Source organism: Robertkochia solimangrovi (assembly GCF_007279655.1).
Classification (GTDB): Bacteria; Bacteroidota; Bacteroidia; order Flavobacteriales; family Flavobacteriaceae; genus Robertkochia; species Robertkochia solimangrovi.
Genome location: NZ_QKWN01000012.1, coordinates 1 through 18947, shown reverse-complemented (window position 1 = coordinate 18947; position 18947 = coordinate 1). Strand labels below are relative to the sequence as shown.

Below are 18947 nucleotides of genomic sequence, written 5' to 3'. Positions count from 1 at the left end.
AAGGGGACCGAAGTCCCCTAAACAATAAACACTACTTAAACTTAAAATAGACTACAAACTAACTATTTTGTAGAAGGTATTACCATCGTGTTTAACAACGATCTTGTAATCACCTCTGGAAGCTTTTGTAAAATCAAAACGCTTACCTAAACTTTTATTTCCGGTTAGTACTTCGTCGTACAATAGGATATCTGAGCTGTCATAAACCTTAACTTCTACAGGAGTTTCATCGATGCTCAACATATTCATGCTGATCACTTTATTCTCAACTCTGAAATAAGGTTTGTAAATAGTTTCTTCCTTATCAGCAGCGATAATGGTCTTACCTTCAACGAAAGTCAATGGAACTTTAGCAATCTTGGTTTCAGACTCAACTACGAAGAAATAATCACCGTTAGGAAGACTATTAAAATCGTATCTTCTGATATTAGAAGAAAAATTAGATTTCTCATCAAAATACAAGATCTCCCCTTCTTCATCTGTAAATGAAATCTTCAAAGGCTGATCTGCCTTAGGGAGTATCAGGTCAATAGTTCTGCAATCATCCTGTTTTACCGACAGGTAAAACTCACTAGCTCTGGCCATGGTTACCGTTGCAATCGTAAACAACGCAACCAACATAATTCTACTAATTAACTTTTTCATCTCGCAATAATTTAATGGTTAAACATTAACTTGAGTCAAAAGTAGTACGGTAATCCAGGCTACACTACCGCTGTATTTTCCAATTTATGCACTATTTTAACTCCTGCAATGGGTTAAAATACAACTTATGATAAAATAGTGTATATTTGCGTTAATATAATATATATCGCTCCTTTTTCATTGTTGTAATTTTATACTATTAATAAGGAATATCATGAATCTCAAAAAACCTGCTTTAGAAGTTATTAACCCTTCATTCGGAAGTTCCTTTTCTCTGGTCAAATACGATGTGAACCAAAATCAGAATACGTCGTACTGGCATTATCATCCGGAACTGGAGTTGGTCTATGTTAACGGAGGGTCTGGAAAACGGCAGATCGGCAGCCACATATCTTATTATACCAATGGAGATCTTATTCTTATAGGATCTAACCTTCCACACTGCGGATTTACCGATAAGTTCACAGGAAATAAGAATGAATTTGTGATCCAGCTTCCTCCGGACTTCCTGGGTGATCTGATCAATAAACCAGAAATGAAAAACATTCGATTGATTCTCGAACGCTGCAAAGGCGGTTTGGCATTTACTGGTGCAACCAAAGAAAAGATAGGAGAACGGATCGAATATTTGGCTGGATTGCCGAATTTCGATCGCTTTCTGGGAATAATGTCGATACTAAATGATCTGCAAATATCTGAGGAATATCAGATTCTTAATGCCAGTGGATTTTCGATACAAGCAGATGTTCAGGATAATGACCGTATCAATATTATATTCAATTATGTAAAAACAAATTTTCAGGAACAGATTTCCCTCGAAAAAATGGCTGATATGTCGGGAATGACCGTACCTTCCTTTTGCAGATATTTTAAAAAGATGTCCGGAAAGACCTTTACTAATTTCGTCAATGAGTACCGTTTGGTTCATGCATCGAAGTTGCTTGCGGAAAAACCGGTCAGTATTACTGAGATCTGTTATGAAAGTGGTTTTAATAATTTCTCCTATTTCAATAAATCTTTCAAGAAATTTACGGGAAAATCTCCTTCAGAATATAGAAATGAATTAAAGAAGGTTATCACCGATTAAAAAATAGTATCATTGGAAACCAAAAAGCAACTGCAAAATTACCTTCTTCCTTTGCAGGATGCAGAAATATATTATGTTCCGGATTTCTTTAATCTTTCTGAAGCCGCAACCATATTCAGAGCATTACTATCGGATATTTCCTGGAAACAGGATTCGATCAGACTATTCGGAAAGATGATACCACAGCCAAGGTTAACAGCATTGTATGCCGAAAACAATCATCCTTATACATATTCTGGCCTTACCATGATACCCCTCCCCTATACCGAACTTTTATATGAGATATCACAAAAAGTAGCTGCATTTACAGGTATCCGATTCAGCAGCTGTTTACTGAACCTTTACAGAGACGGAATGGATAGTAATGGCTGGCATGCCGATGACGAAAAGGAATTAGGAGTGAATCCTGTCATTGCTTCGCTGAGCTTTGGCGAAATCAGGAGTTTTCAATTCAAACACAGAGCAAAGAAAGAGCAAACATTTAAGATAGCTCTGGAACCCGGAAGTTTGTTACTCATGGCAGGAGCCACACAACATAACTGGAAGCATCAGCTACCCAAATCAAAACGAATAAAGAATCCCAGAATAAACCTCACCTACAGGGTAATCCATCACAAATCCTGAAAAAATCTATAAAAGAAAAAAGGGCTGAAACAGCCCTTTTAACATAACCAACCAACTTAAATATAAATAATCAAAAATGAATTACTTCCTGTTTGAATCTGTTGAAAAATGAGAAGGGATCATCTTCAATTTTCTTGCTCCTGCCTTCTCTAATTCAACACTACAAAGATACGGTGAATCAGCACTTTAGCAGTTGTAAAAAATCAGCTTAATTTTTCATTTTATGCATATATTAACTTGCTTATGGGGGTATTAGCCTTAAATCTTTGTTAATATGGTATCAATAAGTACATCTTGGTCCAGATATCCTTCTCAAAAACAAATACATATAGGATGGATATCCTAAAAAAACTCAGCTGATTACTATAGTATAATACCCTTTGATTCATAACTCAAAGAATTTTTATAATTTATTTGAATAGTATAATTACCAATAAAAAAAGCCATGCGATATGCATGGCTTTAAACTAACTAACCAACTAACTTAAAATATAAATAATCAAATATGAGATCTTAATAGGTTCTTCTTGTCTTGGGCTTGAGAACGCTACTTGTCCCAAAGTAGGATAAGTGTATAAATTGTACAGAAGGCTCTGGCATTCTATCAAACAACATCTTCAATGTCGATTCAATCTGTACAGCCAAAATTTCAATTAACTCCTTCATCATCATCTTCATTTAAATAACAGCACAAAGGTAAGGTAACGGTTATTGCTATAATAGGTAAAAAACAATTAATAAATGTCAATTTCACACTTCTATAACAATACATGATTAAAAAACCAAACTACTGTATTTCAGTACTTTAAAATTCATATGAATGCAATTTAAAGCAAACACCTTTTGTTCGGGTGTATCGTAATATTTCAAAAAACTTAACTGGAAATTTATTCTTAAACGGCCCCGTTTCTTCTGGGAAACGGGAGCCGGGGGGATTGTAACTTAATTTGATTAAGTTAGGTTTGCATTACATAACCGATTTATCATTTGGGGACGATAAACCGATTATATGTGCAGGTCAAGCATATATCATTTATCCTTTAAGGACCATCATTTCAAATATCGTTTTCCGGCGGCAAATATATTATTCAAGCATAAAAAAACCATGTTTTAAATGTACTTTATACATTAATTAACATAGCAACGAATTGATAATCAAATAATTCCTACAATATTACTACAATATCAATGAACCTTATAAGCTTTCTTTTCAAAATGTGAAGGCCGCAATGAAGCGACCTTCACTAACAACTTAAAAAATCAAATGAACATAATAGTTGACATAGCAGTCGTTTAGGGCTGACCGCTATTCAATACAACCATTTCTAGTAGGTAAGTTGTATCTTATTACGATATAAATTACCAGTATTCTTTATGAACCAAGCCGTTACGAATGCAAGCGATAAAAAAAGGATGGGGGAACCGCTTTGTTCCGTATCGATATAAAAATAAGTAGCGATTAAAAACAAGATGAATCCAAAACTCAGAATCCATCGATTAGCTTTTCTTGTAGCCAGCAGAACGGCCAGCATGATCTCAGCAAAGGGAATATAGCACATCAAGTGGTAAAAAAAAGCGGCATTAAAGAATTCGGCATTGCCATGCAATGATTTCACCGTTTCATGATACGACTGAAAACCGATAGTGTTTAATATACCATGAGCCAATAAAACAGTAATAAATACCGCCTTAACCACTCCGATATACCTTATGTCACCTATCTTCATAATCCTTTGATTTTCAGCGGCACAAAAGTACAACCATAGTAATTATTCAAACTTGTAAAATTCGACCAATTATTTGCACTAAAATCTGTAACTTCACTGAACATCAACATTATAAGTATCAAACATCACCAGATACATCATAAATATTCATATTTGCTCATCTATGGTAAGAATCAACCTTCATAATGCATTTATAATTAACGAATGGGAATCAGACACCTGGGACATTCTACCCCACAATCAAAATTACTTCGAGATCGTCTTCATCAATAAAGGAACAGGAATTCACGTGATCAATGATGTTCGTATTCCATTCCAATCCGGTGCGGTCTTCCTCCTTGCTCCGGAAGACATTCACAGCTTCGAAATGGAGGAACCCACCTCCTTTACGAATATAAGATTCACAGAGTTGTTCTTTTCAGCTAAATCACAGTTACCCGATAGAACGGATTGGCTTCATCGAATTGAACACATACTACATCATCCCAATATTCTGCCAGGAGATAGTATTACTCATGAAGACGACCGTACTACCATCTTTTTACTGAAGCGATTGCTGATTAAAGAATACAAGGCTGAAATGGAGTTTTACCTCAGCATACTCACTAACATTGTCAGCACCATGCTAAGCATCATCGCAAGAAATATTGTGGAAAAATACAGATCAGAAGGTGAACCGACACCCACCATCTATATCAACAAAGCAGATGAGATCCTATCCTATATACGCTGTAATGTATACAATCCGGAGCTAATGAAGATTGAAAGTCTGGCAGAACATTTTAACATGTCTCCCAACTATATCAATAATTTCTTTAAAAAAGAGACCGGTGAAAGTATTCGCCAATATATACTTAACTATAAAATTCTTATCGCGGAATTCAGGTTGCGAAATACTTCCAGTTCCATTTCAGAAATTGCCTACGGCCTTGGTTTTACCGATGAGAGTCATCTCACGAAAACCTTCAAAAAAAAACACAATATCACGCCAAAGGAATACCGGGAGAAACATATTCAACTTTTCAGGAATAAAAGTGAAAAGAACTAAAAGATATCGTTGAGAACTTCAGCCAGACGAATACCTCCTTTGAGAAGCTGTGACCTTACCACATCAAAATAATCATACATATAGGCATACCCGAGTTTGTCTCCGGAAGATGCTGAATCATATACCTTATCTGCTATTTGCTGACTTTCTGCCACCCAATCCAGCAAACTACCCTGCGCTATACGTTTTGTCTCCTCTTTACCGATCACAGGTAGATTGTTACTGAGCTCTGTATAGCTCATACCGTAAAAATCGATCATTTCACTATCCCAAACTCTATGAAGATTACTACCGTCCGAAAACCATCTGACCTGTATATCATTCCCCCCTTTATCACCGGCTCTTCCAACATGCAACGGCTGATGAAGGTCTCCCATGAAGTGAACCAATAGTTTTAAGTAGAAGGCCTTGTCTTTATCTGTAGCGTTCTTATCCTTCAAAACCGAAATACATTTTTCAATTGCCTGGACAATATCGCCTTCTTTTACAGGAGGCACATCACCATAGTTACTTCCAGCATCCATATTCACATAATGCCAGGGTGAATATTTGCGCATTTCGGGATCAGATTTGATATCATCTCCAAAATTAGAAACCAAAGCAAGAGACGCTCCACCGAGAATTCTCTCGACTTCTCTTTGTGCGCTTCGGTCAAGGTAACGGGCTGCAACTTCTGCGGTAGTGCGATGCCCTGTTTTACCCCAGTCATCAGAATTAGCAAAGGCATTAACTACAGTGAACAATAAAATAAAGGTGAAAATTCTCATAACGTTTTATTTGTCCTCAAATTTAATAAAGAAGCTCAAAATCCGACCTGTTTTACTTCATAAAAGATTATAGCCCCATCCCTCCCATATTTCATGCGACTTTGCTAACTTTACGACCTTAAATTCAAAAAGATAACGTATAGGAATTTCAATATGAAATATTGGCTGCTACCGGCATTATTCCTGCTATTCATAAAAACAAGTCCGGCTCAGATCCCGGAAACGGTTAAGACCGAGGTGCAACTCCGCGTTGATAACACTACAAACCCCTCTATAGCCATTGGGATCTCTGATAGTTTGGGGCAACATTTCTTCGTCTATGGATATAAAGACACCGAACATCATTTAAAAGCTGATAAAAACACGCTTTACGAAATTGGTTCTATCACCAAAACGTTTACTGGATTGCTGCTTGCATCCATGTCCATCGAGGGCCTTCTGGATCCAAAAGAAGCGGTTTCAGAATTTCTTCCCGACAACATAGAGCTAAAAGACCCTGAAGGCAAACCCGTTAATCTTAAACAACTCGCTACCCACAGTAGTGGCTTACCAAGACTCTCGGATAATTTAGACCCTTCAACCCCTGAAGACCCTTATAAGAATTATTCATGGGAAAATATGCTACAATACCTTAAAACCTATAGCCCGTCAATTAAATCAAAAGGATTTTCCTATTCCAATTTAGGGTTCGGACTTTTAGGTGAAATACTGGGTAGTATCACTGGTGGCACATACACCTCAACACTACGCAAAAAGGTGATCATTCCTTTACAACTGGAACACACCTATATACAGGTACCTGAACAATCGGCTAAAAATCTGGCATCACCCTATCAGGGCACTACTAAGGTTTCTCCGTGGCACTTTAAAGCTTATGCAGGTGCAGGTGCTCTTAAGAGTACTATTGAAGATCTATTGAAATATGGATGTGCCTATCTCGATAAATCCAGTCCGCTAGCCGATGCTATGGAACTTGCCGGCACAATACAATTTACCGATCAACGAAAGGACAATCATGGATATGCATGGTTTCTGGATCAAAAGGGGCGTCTCTATCACGAAGGAGGTACCGGTGGATTCAGATCGTATATATGTATCGACAAAAATACCGGCCGGGTTATAACCATTCTTACAAATACTGCTACCGGAGACCTGAATGATCTGTTCTTACATCTTATCGACCCCGAAATAAATCCAATTTTACTCAGTAAGGAAACACCTGTCACTGCCGAAGAATTAAAGGAGTACACAGGAACTTATATCAATGATGCCTATGGGATGCAACTTCTACTTTCTCCCGAAGAGAATCATTTGATCTCCAAATTGACCGGGCAACCACCCTACCCCATTTATTACAGGGGTGAAAATTCCTTTTTTTATAAGGTGGTCAATGCAAGTATTATAATTGATCGCGATGAATTTGACAATGTTGTTGGCCTGATCCTCAAGCAAAATGGTCAGGAACTGCTTTTTATAAAATCCGATACGGAATGAACCCAAAAATCTTTTTTACCGACATCGACGGTACACTATTGAACAAAGACAGAGAACTTTCTGAATATACCATTTCAAGAATCGATGCAATTTCCGAGAATCATCCATTTATCATGGTTTCCGCGAGAATGCCCGACCAGATGAAACATTTCAGAGAAAAACTTCAAAAACCAGAATCTTCGCTCATCGCTTATAACGGTGCTTTGGTACTCCGGGAAAATCAGGTTATTCATTCGGTAGAGATCGATTCAGATACTCTTCAGAGAATCCATGAATATAATCTCACACTGCCAGAGCGATTTCATATTAGCCTGTACAACCATGATGAATGGTATGTGGAAAAAATGGACTACTGGGCAAAAAGAGAAGAAAATAATACCAAAGTAACCCCGCGATTAAAACCAAATGAAAAGGTGATCTCCGAATGGAAGCTTGCCGGCAAAGGTGCACATAAGATCCTTTGCATGGGAGATGCAGAGATCATAGAAAAAGCCTTTCAGGATCTTACGGAAATGTTTGGTGATTCCCTTCATTTATACAGAGCTAAAGACACCTATATCGAGATCGCCAATCGTGAAGTATCAAAACTTACCGGGATCAAAAAATTACTGGAACTCATGGAAGGCAACCCGACCCTTGAAGATGTCGTGGCCTTTGGAGACAACTATAACGATGTGGAAATGATAGCAGGTGTAGGTTGTGGGGTAGCCGTAGCAAATGCACGTGACGAGGTAAAAGCTGTTGCCCGTGATATCACCCTGCATCATAAAGAAGATGGTGTCGCTAAATATCTGGATCGTTTTATTCTATAAATAGTACATTTGTGTCTTTCGGATAAAATCGTGGTCCGGAATTTTAAATAATATTTAAGTCAATGATGAAAAAGCTGCTCGTGCTTACAGGAGCATTTCTAGTATTCTCCTGTACACCCAAATTAAACGATCTGGCAACCGATATTCCAGTAAATGCCAGTATCGATCTCGTAAATGTTAAGAACGATAAGGTGAAAGTAGAGGTAAATCCCGGCCGATTTACCGAAGAAACCATAAATTTCTATATTCCCAAAACCGTCCCCGGAACCTACAGTGATAATGATTATGGTCAATTTATCGACAGTCTCACCGCTTTGGATTACAACAATAATCCATTAACGGTCACTAAAGCGGATGTAAATACCTGGACCATTTCCAATGCAACAAAACTAGACAAGGTTATATACTATGTGAATGACAGTTTCGATACGGAGCAACAGACAGAAGACCCTGTTTTCTCTCCTGCGGGAACGAATATCGATGCAGGAAATAATTTCTTTCTGAACATGCATATGCTGGTTGGTTATTTCGATGGGTTAAAGCAAAGACCTTATCAGATAACTTTTATGAAACCACAAGGATTTCAGGCATATACCTCAATGACCAAAGCCGAAACTACAAATCCTGATACCGATCAGTTCTATGCAAATCGATATTTCGAGGTAACCGACAATCCGGTTATGTATGCAAGACCCGATTCAGAAACCTTCGTGATCAACGATATTGAAGTTACACTTTCCGTTTATTCTCCTAGTAAAGTGTATTCAGCTTTAAGTCTGAAGAAAGAAATGCAAACAATGATGCAGGCTCAAAAGAGCTTTCTGGGAGACCTGAACAGCACCAAGAAATATAATATTCTACTTTTCCTCGGTAAAATGGATGAGTTTTCACCGACGGGTTATGGTGCGCTGGAACATCACACATCCACAACAGTAGTACTTCCGGAAGCAATGCCTAAGGAGATGATGGTACAAACCATGACCGATGTGGTATCCCATGAATTCTTTCACATTGTTACTCCGTTGTCAGTACACTCCGAAGAGGTACATTATTTCGATTACAACCATCCGAAAATGTCAAAGCATCTATGGATGTACGAAGGTGTCACCGAATATTTCGCTAATCTGTTCCAGATCAATCAAGGTCTTATTGACGAGCAGGAATTCTATGACCGTATGATCGGTAAAATAGAGAATTCCAAAAGGTATGATGATAACATGTCTTTTACGGAGATGAGTCAGAACATTCTTGTTGACCCTTACAAGGATAATTACGCCAACGTATACGAGAAAGGAGCCCTCATCGGCATGTGCATTGATATGATCATCAGAGAACAAAGTGGTGGTGAAAAAGGTATTCTATGGTTGATGAAAGAACTTTCAGCCAAATATGGGGAAGACAAACCATTTAAAGATGATGAACTTTTTGATGTGATCACTGAATTGACCTATCCTGAAGTACGTGAGTTTATAGACACCTATGTCATCGGAGACATTACCATACCTTATATGGATTTCTTCAAAAAGGCAGGACTTGAATTCAGCACGGTGATTGAGAGCAGTAATTATTTAATCATGGGTGAAGAGATCTTTATCGATGCAAACCCTGATACTAAGGAGATCTTTGTTCGGGATATCAAACTGAACAGCTTCTTCAACGACCTTGGAATAAAAGGTAACGATATCATTAAAGCGGTCAATGGTACTGAATATAATCTGGATAACGCCAGACAACTTTTCGTTCAGTCGATGACATGGAAAGATGGTGACGACATTGCCGTAACCGTGATCAGAAATGGTGAAGAAATCAATCTTAGTGGCAAAATAAGTGAAGCTACTTATGAATCTGAAAAATTACATTCGACCGAAGATGTTACTACGGAACAATTAAAACTCCGTGAAGCCTGGTTAAAAGGATAGTAAAAATCGGATAACAATCATAAAGCCACCTCTTAATCAATTTACGAGGTGGCTTTTTTATTTGGATTTCGTATTTTGCCGCAAATTGAAAACTTTACTATGAACGAAGGACCCCTTATTACTGACGATACTATCGTATTCGGACTGATAATGCTCTGTCTTGGATTTGTCTTCATAACATCTGGACAAAAATCAGGTTTTTGGAGTAAATTCTATAAAGTTGTACCGGCACTGTTAATGTGTTACATGCTACCAGCTATTCTGACCTCGTTAAATGTGATATCGGATGAAATTTCAAATCTTTATTTTGTCTCCAGCCGCTATCTTCTTCCTGCATCTCTGGTGCTGATGACGCTTAGCATGGACCTCAAAGCGGTATTTAATTTGGGGCCAAAGGCTTTAATCATGTTCCTCACAGGAACCCTGGGTATCATTGTCGGTGGTCCTATTGCAGTATTGATCGTATCTGCCATTTCACCGGATACCGTTGGAGGCGTTGAATTTGATGCTGTGTGGCGTGGTCTGGCAACCATAGCAGGTAGCTGGATCGGAGGGGGTGCTAATCAGGCAGCAATGCTCGAGATCTTTAAATTCAATCCCGAAAAATATGGAGGAATGGTTTTGGTTGATATTGTGGTTGCCAATATCTGGATGGCTGTGATTCTTATCGGTATCGGCAAAAATGACCGAATCGACAAATGGTTACAAGCTGACAGTTCAGCGATAGAAACCCTAAAGAAGAAAGTATTGACATTTACTGAAAAAGTAACCCGAAACCCAAGTCTCCAAGATTACATGGTCATGCTTTCCTTGGCATTTGCCGCAGTTGGACTTGCTCATTGGGGTGCCAACAATATTTCAGATTTTCTTATGAAGAATGTTGCCGCAATACAGGATCAGACCAATGCATTGTCATCCTTCGGGTCACAGTTCTTCTGGATGATCACAATTGCAACCGTTATAGGCATAGTTCTTTCCTTTACCAAGGCTCGAAATTATGAAGGTGCCGGAGCGAGTAAGCTGGGCTCAATATGCATTTATATTCTCGTTGCGACCATTGGAATGAAAATGGACCTAAGTAAAATTCTTGACAATCCAGGATTACTGGTTGTTGGACTTATATGGATCACTATACATGCCTTATTACTCATCGGGGTTGCCAAATTGATCAAGGCCCCCTATTTCTTCCTTGCAGTGGGAAGTCAGGCGAATGTAGGAGGTGCCGCATCTGCACCTGTTGTCGCAGCAGCCTTCCATCCTTCCCTTGCTACAGTTGGTGTCCTATTAGCCGTTTTCGGTTACGCAGTGGGTACTTACGGGGCTTTGTTTTGTGCATATCTACTCGAAATAGCCTCAAAAATTTAGTATAATAGAACATAAATATGCATATTTGCCGATCAAATTATTAGAATAATGCGAAGAAGATTTATTGCAATGCTGACTGCTCTTACCCTATTCTCTTGTGCTAAAGAAAGCAAGAATATGGTTGTAAATGGAAAAATTGAAGGACTTAAAAAAGGTACACTCTACTTTCAGAGAGTTAAAGATACCACACTTATTACCATCGATTCCCTTCAAATAAATGGTAATCCTGAGTTTACTTTTTCAACAGATATCGAAGGACCGGAGATTTTTTACCTGTATCTCGATAAAAATGATGGAAACCAATTAAACGACCGACTTGATTTCTTCGGAGAAGAAGGAACGATCACTATTAAAACTTCTCGTGATTATTTTGCTCCGGAAGCGATTGTGGAAGGTTCAGCAACGAATAATAAACTTTATGAATATAGAAAAATGCGCTCTAAGTTCTCCAATAAAAACCTTGAACTTATCAAATCTAAGTTCGAAGCAGAAAAGAATGGTGACGCGGAGATCGCAGATTCACTGATCACAGAACTAAACAGAAATCAACAACGCTCTTTCCTTTATACTGTTAATTACATCTTTAATAATTCAGACAGTTATGTTACGCCGTATCTGGTATTGACCGAAGCACCGAACCTTACGGTTAAATATCTCGACTCGATCAACAACATGCTTTCTGAACCAGTTGCTAAGTCTAAATACGGTACAGCGCTAAAGAAATATATCGAAAAGATCAAAGAAGGAGAAAATTCCAAAGATACCGCAGAGAACGCTGAATAAACAAACCTCTGCCTACATAAATTAAAAAAGGTCTTTCATTTGAAAGACCTTTTTTATTAGGAGCCGATAGAGGGACTCGAACCCACGACCTGCTGATTACAAATCAGCTGCTCTAGCCAGCTGAGCTACATCGGCGTCGAACTTTTTAATTCGACCGCAAAGATAAATTTGTCGGAATAATTTCCAAATAAATTTTTATAAAAATTTAAAGGCTGTTAACTTTTTCGATCAAAGCAGTTGCTTTGGTCTCTAGCTCCTTATTTACCTCCTTCAAATGAGATTGTCTGTTCTCCACAGAACGATCATTAACCTTTGCGATTAGTTCATCAAATGTATCGATAGCTTCATCGATAATTGCATTACCTTCTTTCGTTTGTTTTTGTCCAGTGCTCAGTTCCCACAGATAAACCGCTTCGATGATGTCTCCCAGTACAAAATTGATATCTTTTTTGAGATCTCGTATACTTCCCATATTCGTGTGTTTTTATATTGCAAAATTAATTTAATTCTAGAGATGTACCTCTAAAATTTTTGCATTCGCGGCACTAAAGTTCACCGTATTGATATTCGCCGGGATCAAAATAGTTTCACCAATGGTCAATGATTCCGAATTACCGTTCACTGTTAGCTGTACCTGACCTTCGATACACATATAGATCGTAAAGGAATCTCTGTTGACCAATTGCGCTGTATGTGTACCGTATATATTGAGGAAATTAGTGTTGAAATAATCACACTTCACCATAGGGTTAGATACATTATATTCTTCTTCATAGCGAACCTTATAATCATCTTTCTTCTTATAGTCGATCGCCTCAACAGAAAGTTCGGTATGTAATTCACGGGTATTTCCGTCCTTGTCCTTTCTGTCATAATCATAGATTCGATAGGTAATATTAGAGGTTTGCTGAATCTCTGCCAGTAAAATGCCTGCCCCTATCGCATGCACCTTCCCTGCCTTTATAAAATACGTATCCCCGGATCCTACTTTTTCACGATTAAGGATATCCATCAGTTTACCACTCTCTAAAGCTTCGGTATATTCCTCCCTGCTAAGATCTTTATTGAATCCAACGATCAATTCCGACCCTTCATCAGCCTCCATAACAACCCACATCTCCGTTTTACCGAACGAATCATGTCTTTCACGCGCAAGGGAATCATTGGGGTGTAATTGAACGGAAAGGTCTTTATTAGCATCAATAAACTTTATCAGAATAGGAAACATATTACCAAACCTGTTAAATACTGCCTCCCCTAACAATTCGGATTGGTAAGTATCGATCAATTCCTGTAATTCTTTTCCGGCCAGAGGACCATTCATCACTACAGAAACATTTCCTTCAACTGCAGAAACTTCCCAGCTTTCAGCAGCAGTATCTGTTTCAAAATCTTTGTTTAGAACCGATCTCAACTTAGTACCTCCCCAGAGATAATCTTTAAAAATCGGCTTAAATCTTAATGGATATAATTCTGTCATTTAAATAACTGTATTGTTTTAATCCCCAGAATAGGTTACAAAATTTCTTGGTGTTTCGAACAGCTGAACCTCAAGAGCCAGGTTTTTATCAATATGAGGACGCAGGCGATTCCAGATTACAACTGCTATATATTCTGCAGTAGGATTTGTATCCTTGAATTCCTCAATATCAAGATTGAGATTTTTATGATCCAGATACTCTTCAACCTCATCTCTCAACAAATCTTTAAGAATCTTCATATCCATCACAAATCCGGTATCCGGATCGATAACTCCAAATACACTTACGATCACTTCGTAATTATGACCATGATAATTAGGATTATTACACTTACCAAAAACCTCCTGATTCCTTTCATGATCCCAGTCCTTTCTATACAATCGATGTGCTGCATTGAAATGACCTCTTCTGCTTACTTTAAGTTTCATGGCTAAGATTGTTTGTGGATATACTTATAGAATTTATCAAAAATGATTCGGAACCAGGCTGTATAATTCTCCGGATGGAAATTCATATCTTCCCTTATATCTTCCAGTGTCATCCACTTCCAGTCTGCTACTTCATCAGGATTGATGTCCGGAAGGTCATTGAACTGCCCCACCATTACGTGATCGAATTCGTGTTCTGTCAAACCATTATCAAAGGCGGCTTTATATATAAAAGAAAAAACCTCCTTCAACTCTGTTTCAAAACCCATCTCTTCCATCAACCTCCGCTTTCCGGCTTGAATATTGGTCTCTCCGGTTCTCTGATGACTACAGCAGGTATTTGTCCATAATCCAGGTGAATGATATTTACTCAAAGCTCGTTGCTGGATCATGGTTTCTCCTTTATCATTGAAGACAAATACAGAGAAGGCACGATGCAGTAAAGCCTTTTCATGGGCTTCTATCTTCTCCATGGTTCCTATCGGTTCGTCCTTTTCGTTTACCAGTATTACTACTTCTTCGTTCATAGGGGTAAAAATAGCACTTACAAATTAAAATAAAGAGCATAGGACAATAGAAAACGGAGAATCTAATGTGATCTAAAAAGGAAACTTACAATTTATGATCGCTAATGAACATTTAAAAGAATCGAGGGGTTGTGATTCTTCTGTAATTTCTGAAAAGTTCAAATCGGAGAAAGAATTCCATAGTTCCACTATTGAATTGGGTGCCTCCAAGTTCCGTGATCTCCCGATCATAGGCCAGGCCAACATTAAGCGATCTGTTCAATTGAAATCCTAACATAGCAGTAATCGCAGCATCGAAGCGATAACCGATTCCCATGGTCACGGTTTCATCATACAGAAAGTTTGCCGAAAGATCGAACTGCATCGGCGCTCCTGCAACGACCTTAGTCAAAACGGTCGGTTTGAATTGCCACATATAATTCAGGTCGAAAACATACCCCCCTATCAAATAGTAATTGATGCGATCTTTAGCCACATAGGTTGAACTGGATGTATTGCCATTTGCTGACTCCTGGAAATGCTGAGTCTGAATTAAATTTGGCACTGATAATCCCACATACCAACTATCGGTGTGATAGTAAACACCAGCTCCGATATTTGGAGATATCTTATTATCAATGTTCTCATCTTCAGTAAACTCTACATCATCATATTGATTTAATTTAGTGAAATCAATATTCAGTAGATTTGCACCTGCTTTCAATCCAAAAGATAACTTCCCCTGGTAGGAGGTTTCAACCGTGTAGGAAGCTACGATATCAAAATTCGTTTCCTGATTAACACCATTACCTATCTTATCATTAATGACGGAAACCCCTACTCCAAACTTGCTGTTTCTAACCGGCGTATGGAAATTGAGGGTTTGAGTTTCCGGTGCCCCGTCCAGTCCGAGCCACTGATTTCTGTACATTCCGGTAAAACTGAACATCCCTCTGCTTCCTGCATAAGCAGGATTCACACTCATCGTATTGAACATATACTGTGTATACTGAGAATCCTGCTGTGCATTTACGATCAATGCAAATAGTCCCAGCCAGATCTGTAACGAAAGTTTAAATATTTTCAAAGCTCCCTTCTTCATTTGATCAATTATTTATGTAGAAATAGCCTGATTTATTATGCTTATATCCATTCTCATCTTTAAAATTGATGATGTAATAGTAGGTTCCTGATGGTAATTTACTTTGTTGACTTATTGTCAATCTACCTTCAGAGATACCATAGAAATAATTTCTTCCTTGTCCGTATCCGGATGTCTCAAACACTCTGACACCCCAACGGTTAAATATTTGCACTGAATTATCAGGATACAATTCAATACCATCTATTTGTAGCCAATCATTCTGTCCGTCTCCGTTTGGAGTCACCAATTGATGTACCAGCAACAGTTCTTCCTCTTCCTCCTCAGGAGATGGTGCCGGTAATGATGTACTTCTGATCGCGGTTATGGTAATATTTCCGGTTTCGTTATTAGTGCTCCCATCAGAATGCACAACGGCAACAGTATAAGTGAACACATCAAGACCTTCAAAAGATTGCTCCACTAAATAACTTACCGTGCCATCCGGGTTAAGTGTTGCCGTGCCATGGATCGGTGTAGAAATACTGATAATGGTCACGATAGTATCATCATGGAAAGTATCATTGTCAAATACGCTGATTACAATGGATTCCGGATTTGACGAATCGACATTCGCAGTATCATTGACAATATCCTGCACCGGAGTAACTTTTATGGTCACCGTAGCTGTACCACTGTAAACGATTCCATCGGTATCAGTAACCGAAATGGTGTATTCAAATTGATTTACACCTACAAAATCATGTTCAGGAATAAAACGTAACGTATTATCTGCGTTCAGGATTACTTCTCCATTGATCGGCGTCTGCACATTGGTAATAATCACCGTAGCCCCTGCATTTATTGCATCATTTTGCAATATGTCGAGAACCGCTTCTGAATCTTCCTCCATTTCAAATTCATCATCAAAAGCCAGTGTTACTGTATTTTCAGAAAGAACATTGATCGTAACGGTAGCCGTCGAAGATCCACCATTTCCATCACTGATCGTGTAGGTAAAGGTATCCATACCTGTAAATCCGGGTTTTGGAGTATAAGTAAACGTTCCATCGTCATTTAAAACAACCTCTGCCTTATCAACACCATCAAAACTTGCAACGGTTAAGAGATCACCATCGATATCATAATCATTATCCAACACTACAATAATAAATGACGTTCCTGAAGTAATATCTTCATGGTCATCCACCGCAACCGGATCGTCATTAACCGGTAGTACATGAACCGTAACTACCGCTGTGGTTTGCGAACCATCGACATCAGTCAGTGAATAGACGAAACTATCCATTCCGTTAAAATTCGGGTTAGGAATATATTCGAATACCCCATCACTTATTTCTGTCACCACTCCATTGTTTGGAGGAGTAAACAAATCGTAATTATCATCATCTCCCCCATCATACCCAATGTCATCGTTTAGAGCTACATTGATCTGATTTGCAGATCCGCCTGAACTATCTTCGTAAACACTTAACACATCGTTAGTTGCTATAGGCAGATCATTTATATTATTTACCATCACCTTGATAGTAGCAGTATCGGTCATAGTGGAACCGTCGCTGTTAATAAGTGTCAAGGTATAGGTATAGGTATCTTCTCCGCTAAAACCAGGTTCTGGTAGGTACTCAAAAGTATCGTCACGCGGATCCGATGGGGTTCCATGATCATCAAGAGAAACAAGACCATGTAAAGGATCCGTATAACTAATCACCCCAATAGATGGAATATCTACATCATTGTCGAGCATTCGTATGACCACCGGCTCATCCTGATCGATACTTACCAGGTCATCTACCAACATAAATGGTCCTTGTAAGCAAACCACCGTAAAGCTTGGCAACTTTTTTTTATTCCCTAAGATATGTACATAAGGGGTATATTTCGTTACACTACCATCAGCAGTTACAGTCGGCCGAAGTTTATCACCGGTCACCGCCGGAGTCCAGCTAACTGTTGCTCCTGAAGGCACACTGGAAGAAATATCGAGTGTCACTTCATTATTCGGTTTACCACAAAAGGTTACAATAAAATAGCTTGTGGCATTTTTTCCACATAATGTTCCATCATAGGTAGCAAAATACACACCCGGAACATTCACCTCAAAAGTTCGTTCAGACCCCAGTAAATTATCGGGCTCCACCGCATTATACCAACGATAGTTTGTTTCATCACTATCTCCCGGAGCGGTTAGAATAAACTGTGCATGCAGACCCGCACTAAAAAGTACGAGTCCGAATGTCAGTAAAAGGTTTATATGTGATCTTAAGACTTTCAAGTCAATGTTTCTTTAAAATTATTTTACGACGAACACTACGTTGATGATCGCATTGTAATTTCTGGGAGTAGCAATCACATCATAGGTCATTACTCCGGTTGCAGAAATGGATACATTGGCGAACACGTCAGTATCATAATTGGTCACATAGTAGTATAATTCGTTTGCAGCATACACTGGTATCGCACCCGGAGCTCCGGCACTGCTTGCCATCGGGCTTCCGAATTCAGCGGTATATTGTGTATACAGATTCAGTGTTCTTCCGGTACCGGTAGTAGCCGCATTTATCGCAATTGATGGTGGATAGAATATTCTTCCGGCAGTTGCTGTAACTTTGACTACATCCTGAATCGCTTCCTGCACGGTGGTCTCATTTACCCCATCTCCATCCACATCTAATTCTGCGTCAAGATCTACTTCAGAAGCAATTTGATCATCTGTGTTTAGTCCGCTCAAATCAACGGTCTTATCTGTATTACCGCCTTCAGAAAGTGTTAACACACCTGTCGAAGCATTTAATACCATTCCGGTTACTGTCTCATTTCCGATTACCGAATCTCCATCATTCACATTAAGTGTAACTGAATTCCCTCCAGAGATGGAAAGATTACCAGCAGTTCCGTCTGTAGATAATGTTTGATCGTCGGTTGCCGGGTCTCCCGGATCACCTTTAGGACCTTGTGGACCGGTCGCTCCGTCAAGTCCATTCGCACCCGCGGCACCAGTTGGACCAGTTGGACCAGCAGGACCTTGTGGACCTACTTCTCCTTGTGGACCCTGAGCTCCGGTTGCACCAGTCGGACCTTGATCTCCCTGGTCACCTTTTTCTCCTTGAATTCCTTGTGGACCTTGAGCTCCAGTTTCACCCTGAACACCTTGCGGAC

The 18947-nt window shown here is 38.9% G+C and carries 18 protein-coding genes and 1 tRNA gene; 8 read left to right on the top strand and 11 right to left on the bottom strand.

Features of this window, described 5'->3' with window-relative positions:
* Positions 1-51: 51 nt before the first annotated feature.
* On the bottom strand, positions 52-645 hold the full coding sequence (locus tag DMZ48_RS15570) for a DUF3244 domain-containing protein (protein ID WP_143956094.1): 594 nt from the start codon (positions 643-645) through the stop codon (positions 52-54).
* A gap of 214 nt (positions 646-859) precedes the next feature.
* Between DMZ48_RS15570 and DMZ48_RS15565 the strand changes: the two genes are divergently transcribed.
* Together DMZ48_RS15565 and DMZ48_RS15560 are read left to right on the top strand one after the other, a co-directional pair.
* Positions 860-1732 (top strand): AraC family transcriptional regulator, encoded by an 873-nt coding sequence (locus tag DMZ48_RS15565; RefSeq protein ID WP_143956093.1) that lies wholly within the window; start codon positions 860-862, stop codon positions 1730-1732.
* Between the two features lie 12 nt (positions 1733-1744).
* Positions 1745-2356: an alpha-ketoglutarate-dependent dioxygenase AlkB family protein gene (locus DMZ48_RS15560; protein ID WP_143956092.1), complete on the top strand. Its 612-nt coding sequence runs from the start codon at positions 1745-1747 to the stop codon at positions 2354-2356.
* A gap of 1325 nt (positions 2357-3681) precedes the next feature.
* Here the strand turns inward: DMZ48_RS15560 and DMZ48_RS15555 are convergent.
* Positions 3682-4083, bottom strand: a complete 402-nt coding sequence (locus tag DMZ48_RS15555; RefSeq protein ID WP_143956091.1) for a hypothetical protein — start codon at positions 4081-4083, stop codon at positions 3682-3684.
* Positions 4084-4246: 163 nt separating this feature from the next.
* Here DMZ48_RS15555 and DMZ48_RS15550 point away from each other — a divergent pair, with 163 nt between their 5' ends.
* On the top strand, positions 4247-5131 hold the full coding sequence (locus DMZ48_RS15550) for an AraC family transcriptional regulator (RefSeq protein ID WP_143956090.1): 885 nt from the start codon (positions 4247-4249) through the stop codon (positions 5129-5131).
* Here DMZ48_RS15550 and DMZ48_RS15545 read toward each other — a convergent pair.
* A complete protein-coding gene (locus DMZ48_RS15545) occupies positions 5128-5898 on the bottom strand; it encodes a S1/P1 nuclease (RefSeq protein ID WP_143956089.1) in 771 nt (256 codons plus the stop codon). The genes DMZ48_RS15550 and DMZ48_RS15545 overlap by 4 nt on opposite strands.
* Positions 5899-6051: 153 nt before the next feature.
* Here DMZ48_RS15545 and DMZ48_RS15540 point away from each other — a divergent pair, with 153 nt between their 5' ends.
* The 5 genes from DMZ48_RS15540 (at position 6052) to DMZ48_RS15520 (ending at position 12271) form a co-directional block, all read left to right on the top strand.
* Positions 6052-7392: a serine hydrolase domain-containing protein gene (locus tag DMZ48_RS15540; RefSeq protein ID WP_143956088.1), complete on the top strand. Its 1341-nt coding sequence runs from the start codon at positions 6052-6054 to the stop codon at positions 7390-7392.
* On the top strand, positions 7389-8204 hold the full coding sequence (locus tag DMZ48_RS15535; RefSeq protein WP_143956087.1) for an HAD family hydrolase: 816 nt from the start codon (positions 7389-7391) through the stop codon (positions 8202-8204). Before DMZ48_RS15540 ends, DMZ48_RS15535 begins: the two co-directional genes overlap by 4 nt.
* A gap of 65 nt (positions 8205-8269) precedes the next feature.
* Positions 8270-10123, top strand: coding sequence for a M61 family metallopeptidase (locus tag DMZ48_RS15530; RefSeq protein ID WP_143956202.1), 1854 nt, complete (start codon positions 8270-8272; stop codon positions 10121-10123).
* Positions 10124-10222: 99 nt separating this feature from the next.
* A complete protein-coding gene (locus DMZ48_RS15525) occupies positions 10223-11488 on the top strand; it encodes a DUF819 family protein (RefSeq protein WP_143956086.1) in 1266 nt (421 codons plus the stop codon).
* A 48-nt stretch (positions 11489-11536) separates the two neighbouring features.
* Positions 11537-12271, top strand: coding sequence for a DUF4369 domain-containing protein (locus DMZ48_RS15520; RefSeq protein ID WP_143956085.1), 735 nt, complete (start codon positions 11537-11539; stop codon positions 12269-12271).
* A gap of 61 nt (positions 12272-12332) precedes the next feature.
* Here DMZ48_RS15520 and DMZ48_RS15515 read toward each other — a convergent pair.
* The 8 genes from DMZ48_RS15515 to DMZ48_RS18860 form a co-directional block, all read right to left on the bottom strand.
* Positions 12333-12406: transfer RNA gene (locus DMZ48_RS15515), tRNA-Thr, on the bottom strand.
* 70 nt (positions 12407-12476) lie between these two features.
* Positions 12477-12743, bottom strand: a complete 267-nt coding sequence (locus DMZ48_RS15510) for a hypothetical protein (protein ID WP_143956084.1) — start codon at positions 12741-12743, stop codon at positions 12477-12479.
* Between the two features lie 36 nt (positions 12744-12779).
* A complete protein-coding gene (locus DMZ48_RS15505; protein WP_143956083.1) occupies positions 12780-13751 on the bottom strand; it encodes a type I phosphomannose isomerase catalytic subunit in 972 nt (323 codons plus the stop codon).
* 18 nt (positions 13752-13769) lie between these two features.
* A complete protein-coding gene (locus tag DMZ48_RS15500; protein ID WP_143956082.1) occupies positions 13770-14180 on the bottom strand; it encodes a 6-pyruvoyl trahydropterin synthase family protein in 411 nt (136 codons plus the stop codon).
* Positions 14181-14182: 2 nt separating this feature from the next.
* Complete coding sequence (gene idi, locus DMZ48_RS15495; RefSeq protein WP_143956081.1) at positions 14183-14707, bottom strand: isopentenyl-diphosphate Delta-isomerase; 525 nt, start codon at positions 14705-14707, stop codon at positions 14183-14185.
* A gap of 112 nt (positions 14708-14819) precedes the next feature.
* Complete coding sequence (locus DMZ48_RS15490) at positions 14820-15788, bottom strand: PorP/SprF family type IX secretion system membrane protein (RefSeq protein ID WP_143956080.1); 969 nt, start codon at positions 15786-15788, stop codon at positions 14820-14822.
* A 4-nt stretch (positions 15789-15792) separates the two neighbouring features.
* Complete coding sequence (locus tag DMZ48_RS15485; RefSeq protein WP_143956079.1) at positions 15793-18063, bottom strand: Ig-like domain-containing protein; 2271 nt, start codon at positions 18061-18063, stop codon at positions 15793-15795.
* 18 nt (positions 18064-18081) lie between these two features.
* Positions 18082-18947: collagen-like protein (locus DMZ48_RS18860; protein WP_143956078.1), on the bottom strand; the 866-nt coding region annotated here is incomplete at its 5' end.

Excerpts from the sequence above, each read along its gene's own strand:
- DMZ48_RS15570 (WP_143956094.1), bottom strand. The coding sequence starts at position 645 with ATGAAAAAGTTAATTAGTAGAATTATGTTGGTTGCGTTGTTTACGATT.
- DMZ48_RS15565 (WP_143956093.1), top strand. The coding sequence starts at position 860 with ATGAATCTCAAAAAACCTGCTTTAGAAGTTATTAACCCTTCATTCGGA.
- DMZ48_RS15555 (WP_143956091.1), bottom strand. The coding sequence starts at position 4,083 with ATGAAGATAGGTGACATAAGGTATATCGGAGTGGTTAAGGCGGTATTT.
- DMZ48_RS15550 (WP_143956090.1), top strand. The coding sequence starts at position 4,247 with ATGGTAAGAATCAACCTTCATAATGCATTTATAATTAACGAATGGGAA.
- DMZ48_RS15545 (WP_143956089.1), bottom strand. The coding sequence starts at position 5,898 with ATGAGAATTTTCACCTTTATTTTATTGTTCACTGTAGTTAATGCCTTT.
- DMZ48_RS15540 (WP_143956088.1), top strand. The coding sequence starts at position 6,052 with ATGAAATATTGGCTGCTACCGGCATTATTCCTGCTATTCATAAAAACA.
- DMZ48_RS15535 (WP_143956087.1), top strand. The coding sequence starts at position 7,389 with ATGAACCCAAAAATCTTTTTTACCGACATCGACGGTACACTATTGAAC.
- DMZ48_RS15530 (WP_143956202.1), top strand. The coding sequence starts at position 8,270 with ATGAAAAAGCTGCTCGTGCTTACAGGAGCATTTCTAGTATTCTCCTGT.
- DMZ48_RS15525 (WP_143956086.1), top strand. The coding sequence starts at position 10,223 with ATGAACGAAGGACCCCTTATTACTGACGATACTATCGTATTCGGACTG.
- DMZ48_RS15520 (WP_143956085.1), top strand. The coding sequence starts at position 11,537 with ATGCGAAGAAGATTTATTGCAATGCTGACTGCTCTTACCCTATTCTCT.
- DMZ48_RS15510 (WP_143956084.1), bottom strand. The coding sequence starts at position 12,743 with ATGGGAAGTATACGAGATCTCAAAAAAGATATCAATTTTGTACTGGGA.
- DMZ48_RS15505 (WP_143956083.1), bottom strand. The coding sequence starts at position 13,751 with ATGACAGAATTATATCCATTAAGATTTAAGCCGATTTTTAAAGATTAT.
- DMZ48_RS15500 (WP_143956082.1), bottom strand. The coding sequence starts at position 14,180 with ATGAAACTTAAAGTAAGCAGAAGAGGTCATTTCAATGCAGCACATCGA.
- idi (WP_143956081.1), bottom strand. The coding sequence starts at position 14,707 with ATGAACGAAGAAGTAGTAATACTGGTAAACGAAAAGGACGAACCGATA.
- DMZ48_RS15490 (WP_143956080.1), bottom strand. The coding sequence starts at position 15,788 with ATGAAGAAGGGAGCTTTGAAAATATTTAAACTTTCGTTACAGATCTGG.